This is a genomic window from Ideonella azotifigens (assembly GCF_006519715.1).
Classification (GTDB): Bacteria; Pseudomonadota; Gammaproteobacteria; order Burkholderiales; family Burkholderiaceae_C; genus Ideonella; species Ideonella azotifigens.
In genome coordinates this window covers 1-7,519 of the sequence record NZ_VIDT01000242.1, presented here as the reverse complement: position 1 = coordinate 7,519, position 7,519 = coordinate 1, and the positions used below count along the sequence as shown (strand labels likewise).

General features: G+C 68.0%; 6 protein-coding genes and 1 pseudogene. 6 read left to right on the top strand and 1 reads right to left on the bottom strand.

All coding sequences use genetic code 11. The features are described from left to right. The 3 genes and pseudogenes from FKP22_RS32115 to FKP22_RS15425 all read left to right on the top strand — a co-directional run. A pseudogene (locus FKP22_RS32115) lies at positions 1–225 on the top strand (hypothetical protein); the annotation flags it as partial. After that, entirely contained in the window at positions 203–730 is a 528-nt protein-coding gene (locus FKP22_RS15430) for a hypothetical protein (protein WP_141288358.1), read from the top strand. The pseudogene FKP22_RS32115 and the gene FKP22_RS15430, both read left to right, overlap by 23 nt. Positions 731–858: 128 nt before the next feature. Continuing rightward, entirely contained in the window at positions 859–1,866 is a 1,008-nt protein-coding gene (locus FKP22_RS15425) for a D-2-hydroxyacid dehydrogenase family protein (protein WP_141288357.1), read from the top strand. A gap of 18 nt (positions 1,867–1,884) precedes the next feature. Here FKP22_RS15425 and upp read toward each other — a convergent pair whose 3' ends face one another. Next, complete coding sequence (gene upp, locus FKP22_RS15420; protein ID WP_141288356.1) at positions 1,885–2,526, bottom strand: uracil phosphoribosyltransferase; 642 nt, start codon at positions 2,524–2,526, stop codon at positions 1,885–1,887. A gap of 218 nt (positions 2,527–2,744) precedes the next feature. Here upp and nosR point away from each other — a divergent pair, with 218 nt between their 5' ends. The 3 genes from nosR to FKP22_RS15405 all read left to right on the top strand — a co-directional run. Then, a complete protein-coding gene (gene nosR / locus FKP22_RS15415) occupies positions 2,745–4,148 on the top strand; it encodes a response regulator c-di-GMP phosphodiesterase, NosR family (RefSeq protein WP_141288355.1) in 1,404 nt (467 codons plus the stop codon). Beyond that, positions 4,141–6,306, top strand: coding sequence for a PAS domain S-box protein (locus tag FKP22_RS15410; RefSeq protein ID WP_141288354.1), 2,166 nt, complete (start codon positions 4,141–4,143; stop codon positions 6,304–6,306). The genes nosR and FKP22_RS15410 overlap by 8 nt, the downstream gene beginning before the upstream one ends. After that, on the top strand, positions 6,306–7,519 hold a 1,214-nt coding region (locus FKP22_RS15405), incomplete at its 3' end, for a PAS domain S-box protein (RefSeq protein ID WP_141288353.1). The genes FKP22_RS15410 and FKP22_RS15405, both read left to right, overlap by 1 nt.

The window sequence follows — 7,519 nt, the reverse complement described above, 5'->3', positions numbered from 1 at the left end:
GAGGCCACGCACGACCTGTCGCGCCGCGCCTGCCATGCCCGCTCGCTGCGCGAGCTGTGGCACCTGCGCGCCGAGCTCTACAACCTGATCGCTTTCCACCTGAACCAGACCGAGGCCGACCGCCGGCTGGCGCAGGTGAACCGCCATTTCCCGGCCCGCGCCGCGGGCACGGCCACGAATGTCTTGCAGTCGACTGATCGCCATGCCCAACGCCACAATTCCTGAGCGCCGCGCACCGGCATTTGCCAACACCTTGCCCGGGTCCTCGCTGCTGAGCGAGCTGGACAGCGTGATGCCCAGCGCCTTCGACGCCGAACTGGCGGCCGCCGGCCTGCCGGCCGAACGCGCTGCCCGCATTGCCGCCCGACGCGCCTTCGTCGAGATGAAACACATCTTCATGCGCGCCGTGGCCACCATGAAGGACCGCAAGGGCGAATGGCTGCGCAACCAGGTGCGGCTGGCCAACGAACCGCTGGACCTGTGGCTGCTGCGCGGCCCGGTGCTGGCCGCCCTGCGCCAGACCGACGGCGAAACCCGCGGCCTGCGCGCCGAGCTCTACCGCGGGCTGGACAGCCTGTTCCCGCACGCCCACGGCCACGGCACATCCGCTGCAGCGGCCATCGGTGGCCCGGTCACGCTGCCGCCGCTGAACCTGCCCGAACCCTGGGCCATCCAGGCCATGGACGCGATGCGCAGCCTGGCCGAGCACCAGAAGGCCGCGCGCCGCTGAAGCTGAAGCCGCCGTTCAACCCTCCAGCCGATACACCTGACACAGCTGGTATGGCTTCCGGCTGCTGAAGTAACGTCCTGAGGCCCCACGGCCCGGGCGGAGGCTGCATCACGGTGCAAAATCGCGGGGTGAACATCATCATCCTCGACGACTACCAGGACGCCGTGCGCAAGCTCAACTGCGCATCGGCACTGAATCATCTGCAGGCCAAGGTCTTCACCAACACCGTCAAGGGCCAAGGCCAGTTGTCGGTGCGCCTGCGCGATGCGGAGGTGCTGGTGGCCATCCGCGAACGCACGCAGTTCAACCGCGCCCTGCTGGAGAAGCTGCCCAAGCTGAGGCTGATCTCGCAGACCGGCCGCGTGGGCCCGCACATCGACGTGGACGCCTGCACCCGGCTGGGCATTGCCGTGGCAGAAGGCGTCGGCTCGCCGCATGCGCCGGCCGAGCTGACCTGGGCGCTGATCATGGCCGCCATGCGCAGGCTGCCGCAGTACATCGGCAACCTCAAGCACGGCGCCTGGCAACAATCCGGCCTGAAGTCGGCCTCGATGCCGCCCAACTTCGGCCTGGGCCTGCAGCTGCGCGGCCGCATCCTTGGCGTGTGGGGCTACGGCAAGATCGGCGCGCTGGTGGCCGGCTACGGCAAGGCCTTTGGCATGGACGTGCGCATCTGGGCCAGCGAAGCCAGCCGCGAGCGTGCCCAGGCCGACGGCTGGGCCACGTTCGACAGCCGAGACGCATTGTTCGAGCAGAGCGATGTGCTCAGCGTGCACCTGCGCCTGTCTGACCGCAACCGCCACGGCGTCACGCATGCCGATCTGGCGAAGATGAAACCGACCTCGCTGTTCGTCAACACCTCGCGCGCCGAGCTGGTCGAAGACGCCGCGCTGGTCTCGGCGCTGAACCGCGGCCGGCCCGGCATGGCCGCGGTGGACGTGTTCGAGTCCGAGCCCATCCTGCAGGGCCATCCGCTGCTGCGGCTGGAAAACGCCGTCTGCACGCCGCACATCGGCTACGTGGAGCAGGACAGCTACGAGCTCTATTTCACCGCCGCGTTCGACAACGTCGTCAACTTCGTCGGCGGCACGCCGTCCAACATCGTCAACCCGGACGCGCTGAAGGTCCTGCGCTGAGAGCGGGCCTGGCACGGCTCAGCGCGTGCCTTCGTCCTTGGTGCCGAAGATCTTGTCGCCCGCGTCGCCCAGGCCGGGAATGATGTAGCCCTGCTCGTTGAGGTGGCTGTCGATGGCGGCCGTCCAGCAGCGCACGTCCGGGTGGGCCGCCTCCAGCGCCTTGATGCCCTCGGGCGCGGCCACCAGCACCAGCGCGCGGATGTCCTTGCAGCCGCGGCGCTTGAGCAGGTCGATGGTGGCGATCATCGAGCCGGCCGTCGCCAGCATCGGGTCGACGATCAGCGCAGTACGCTGGTCCAGCGCACCGACGAACTTCTCGAAATAGTGCACCGGCTGCAGCGTTTCGTGGTCCCGCGCCAGGCCAACCACGCTGATCTTGGCGTTCGGCACCATGTCCAGCACGCCGTCCAGCATGCCCAGGCCGGCCCGCAGGATGGGCACCACCGTGACCTTGCGCCCCGCAATCTGCTCGACCTGCGTCGGGCCGCTCCAGCAGTCGATCATCACGTTTTCGAGCGGGAAGTCGGCCGTGGCCTCGTAGGCCAGCAGGCGCGCCAGCTCGCCGGTGATCTCGCGGAACTTCTTGGTCGAGATGTCGGATTCGCGCAGCAGGCCAACCTTGTGGCGGACCAACGGGTGGGGAACGGCGATGACGGGCATGGTGGCGATGCGACGGCGCAGCAAGGAGGATGGCCGGAGTGTAGTGGCGGCACCCGCGGGTAGTCCCCCACATCAAGCCGGCACAAATTCACGCACCGCCAACGCATGCCGCAGCGCCGCAGGCCGATAAGCAACTCAGGCGGCGAAGTCTGGCCGCACCCGAACCCGCTCGACGCGCCACGCGTCGCCCTGCACTGTTCCTGCCGTGACGCTTGCGCATGTCCGATGCCCTGACCCCCGTACCAGCCGGCCCCGCGCTCGACGCGCCACCGGTCACCCTGATGCTGGTGGACGATGAAGCCTCGGTGCTGAGCGCCCTGCGGCGCCTCTTCCGCACCCAGGGCTACCGCATCCTGCAAGCCACCAGCGGGGCAGACGGCCTGGCACTGCTGCAGCAGGAAACCGTGGACCTGGTGATCTCCGACATGCGCATGCCAGAGATGGACGGCGCCCAGTTCCTGGAGAAGGTGCGCGCCCGCTGCCCCGGCACGGTGCGCATCCTGCTGACCGGCTATGCCGACATCAGCGCCACGATTGCCGCGATCAACTGCGGCGAGATCCACCGCTACATCGCCAAGCCCTGGGAAGACCAGGACCTGCTGCTCGTGGTGCGCGAGGCCCTGACCCGGCGTGACCTGGAACAGCAGAACAACCGCCTGCTGGCCCTCACGCAAAGCCAGAACCAGGCCCTGGCCGAACTCAACCAGGGGCTGGAAAACCGCGTCAAGTCCCGCACCGCCGAGATCGAGCAGATCAATGCGATGCTGAACAAGGCCTATGAAGAACTGAACCAGAACTTCATGGTCGCGGTCACCGTCTTCAGCGGCCTGATGGAAATGCGCCAGGACGGCATTGCCGGCCACTCGCGCCGGGTCGCCTCGCTGGCGCGCCGCACCGCTGCCGCCCTGAAGCTCGACGAGCGTTCCCAGCAGGACATCTACCTCGCAGCGCTGCTGCACGACATCGGCAAGATCGGCTTTCCGGACAAGATGCTGGGCAAACCGGTCTCGACCTACTCGCCAGACGAGATGGCGCGCTACCGCAAGCATCCGCGGGACGGTGAAGCCGCGCTGATGCCGCTGGCCCAGTTGCAGACGGTGGGCCGCATCGTGCGCCAGCACCATGAGCGGCTGGACGGCAACGGTTTTCCTGACGGCCTGGCCGGCGACGAAATCCTGATCGGCGCGCGCATCGTCTCGGCCGCCAGCGACTACGACGGCATGGTGCACGGCGGACTGGCAGAAAAGTGCTTCAGCCCGGAGTCCGCGCTGCGAGCCCTGGCCAACGGCGCCGGCACCCGCTACGACCCTCGCGTGGTGGCAGCGCTGGAGCTGGCACTGCAGACCCCCGATGCATCCGAAAGCAACGACATCGCGGTCGAAGCCCCGGACCTCAAGCCCGGCATGGTGCTGGCGCGCGACCTGCTGTCGCCCAAGGGCTCGCTGCTACTGGCCGCCGGCTATGTGTTTGACGCCCGGGTCATCCGCCAGGTGCGCGACTTCGTCAGCAGCGAGGGCCTGAAGCTCGCACTGCGCATCCGCAAGGACTCGCTGCCCAGCGCGCGCGCGTTGACCGGCAACAGCGCCAGCGGCGCGGCCCCCCAGGACAAACAACATGCGTGACGATCTGCGCCCGGTCACGCCCCGCGCCCTGCCCTCCAACGGCCTGCACAGCCTGCTGCCGCTGTTGCTGGACGCCGTCACCGTGCCCACCTATGTGCATGCCGGCGGCCCCATCCTGCACGCCAACCCGGCGATGCTGCGGCTGGCCGGCCATGAACTGGACGCGCTGCGCCGCTTTCACCATTCAGCACTCTGCGACGAAGCCGGCCAGCCGGGCCTGCAGGCCTATGGCGAGGCCTGCCTGAGCCCGGCAGGCGATCCGCCGGCCATGGAGCTGCAGTTGATCACTGCCCACGGCGCGACGCGCCAGGTCGAGATCAACGGTCGCCGCGTGATGTTCGACGGCCAGCCTTGCGTGATCGTCACCTGCCAGGACCTCAGCGACATCCAGCACGTGCAGAGCAGCCTGCTGCAAGTCAGCCAGTTGCTGAACCAGATCATCAACGGCGGCCCGGTCGCGACCTTCGTGGTCGACCGGGACCACCGCGTCACCCACTGGAACAAGGCCTGCGAGCGGCTGACCGGCCGCCTGGCGTGGGAGATGCTGGGCCGCACCGAGTACTGGCGCGCCTTCTACAACCATGAACGCCCGCTGCTGGCCGACATGATCGTCGACGGCGTCAAGCTGAACGAACTCAAGAACCACTACCAGGACGCCGTCAAGCCTTCGCAGGAACTGCAGGATGCCTACGAAGGCGAAACCTTTTTCCCTGCGCTCAAGGAAGGCGAAGAAGGCCGCTGGCTGTTCTTCACCGCGGCACCGCTGCGCGATCCGCAGGGCGAGCTGATCGGTGCGATCGAAACGCTGCAGGACGTGACCCAGCGGCGCAAGGCCGAGGAAGAGCTGACGCGCCACCGCAACCAGCTCGAACAGTTGGTGGAGGAGCGCTCGGCCGAGCTCGGTGGCACGGTGCGCCAGCTGGCCGCCTTCATGGAGAACTCGCCCATCGGCATTCTGCACACCATGGACGGCCGGGTGGTGCACAACAACCAGACCCTGGCCGCGATCTTCGGCCTGCCGGGCGGCTCGGCCGTCGGCATGGCCGGGGCCGACTTCTTCCTCAGCGCCGAGGACCACGACGCCCTGACCCAGCTGGCCAAGCCGCGCCTGGCCCAGGGCCTGCCGGTGCAGCACGAAATGTGGCTGCGCCACAGCAGCGGCTCGGCACTGTGGGTGCAGATGATCGCCTACGTGGCCGACATCCAGGACCTCAGCGCCGGCGCCTGGTGGCTGGTGCAGGACCGCACCGAATTCCGCCGCGCACAAGACGAACTGCAAAGCAACTTCGCCCGCATCCAGGAAACCAACCGCAAGCTCGAAGAAGCGCAGAACCAGCTGCTGCAGTCCGACAAGATGGCCTCGATCGGCCAGCTCGCGGCCGGCGTGGCGCACGAGATCAACAACCCGATCGGCTTCGTCGGCTCGAACCTGAACTCGCTCAAGACCTATGTGCAGGACCTGATGCGCTTGATCGACGGCTACCAGCAGGCCGAGTCGCAAGGCTTTGGCACCGAGACTCGCGCACCCCTGGCCGACATCAAGAAAAGCGTGGAGATGGACTACCTGCGCGAGGACCTGCCGCAGCTGCTCAGCGAAAGCGAGGACGGGCTGGCGCGGGTCAAGAAGATCGTGCAGGACCTGAAGGACTTCTCGCGCGTGGACCAGGCCGATTGGCAGGAGGCCGACCTCAACACCGGCCTGGAATCGACGCTCAACGTGGTCATGCACGAGGTCAAGTACAAGGCCGAGGTGATCAAGCAGCTCACGCCGCTGCCACTGGTGCGCTGCCTGGCCGCACAGCTCAACCAGGTCTTCATGAACCTGATCGTCAATGCCTCGCACGCCATTCAAGGCCGCGGCACCATCACGCTGTCCAGCGGCACCCAGGACGACTGGGTCTGGGTCGAGGTGCGCGACAGCGGCTGCGGCATGAACGAAGAGGTGCAGCGGCGCATCTTCGAGCCCTTCTTCACCACCAAGCCGGTGGGCAAGGGCACCGGCCTGGGCCTGTCGCTGTCGTTCTCCATCGTGCAGCGGCATGGCGGCTCGATCCGCCTGCAATCGGCCCCCGGCCAGGGCAGTGCCTTCCGGGTCTGGATCCCGGTGGCCGGCCCCGCTGCCGAAGGCGGCCTGCTGACCCCGCCAGGAAGCTTCTGATGCGCGCACCGCAAACCTCCCTGCCCGCACCATCGCCACCGGGCCTCGGTCTGTCCGCCGCCAGCGAGCTCGTGCCTCGGCATGCGGTGCAGTTGCTGACCCAGGCCCAGGCCGGGCTGGTGCTGCTTGACGGCGGCAACGTGCGGCTGGCCAATCCCGCGGCGGCGCAAATGTTCGGTTGTGAACCGCAACGGCTCATCGGCCAGCCCTGGCTGCGCTTCATTGCCAAGGCCGACCACCTGCAGGTGCTGGCGCAAAGGCAACGCCGCCTGGAAGGCGAGCCCGGCAAGGCCTATGACGTGCGTTGCGTGCGCCCGGACGGCAGCGAGTTCGACGGCAGGGTGTGCGGCCAGCTGGTCGACATCGACGGCCGGCCGGCCAACCTGCTGACCTTGTTCGACGTCAGCGAGCAGAAGGCGGCGCTGCGGCGAGCCGAATGGCATGCCGAGATGCTGGCCCGCAGCGAGGCCTTGTGCCGCAGCGGCTCGTTCGAGCTGGCATGGCCCAGCGGCCAGGTGATCAGCTCCAGCGGTTTGCGCATGCTGGTCGGCGAGGCCACGCCCGCGGCCGGGCCGGAGTTGATCGACGCCCTGCCCTGGGTGCCCGCCGACGAGCGCAGCCTGGTGGCCACGATCTGGCGCCATGCAGTGCTCGATGAACCGTTCGAATTCCAGCACCGCGTGCTGTGCGCAGACGGCCAACTGCTGACCGTGCTGCACCGCGGGGTGCTGCACCGGGCCAAGGATGGGCATGTGGGCCAGCACGGCATCGCCATCCTGCAGGACATCACGCAGCAGCGCCAGGCCGAGCACCGCATCCACGAGCTGGCCAACTTCGACGAAGTCACCGGCCTGCCGAACCGCACGAATTTCCTCGGCCAGATCGATGCCCATGCCCAGGCCGCACTTCGCGAGGAATGCGGCCTCACGCTGCATGTGATCGAGGTCCCGCGCATCGTCGAGCTGAAGGCCAGCATGGGCTTTGGCGCAGGCGACACGCTGGCCATGGCCATCGCCGCACGGCTGCGCCAGTTTTCCGACGAGCGCGAGGCCGTGGCCCACCTGGGCGACAGCGAGTTCGCGCTGCTGCAGCGGCACGAGGGGCCGCATGAGGTGGAAGCCGCCCGGGCCCGTGCGCAGGCGCTGCAGACCTGCCTGCAGCAGCCCGTGCTGCTGGGTGCCACCGATGTCTTCCCGCTGTGCCTGATCGGCAT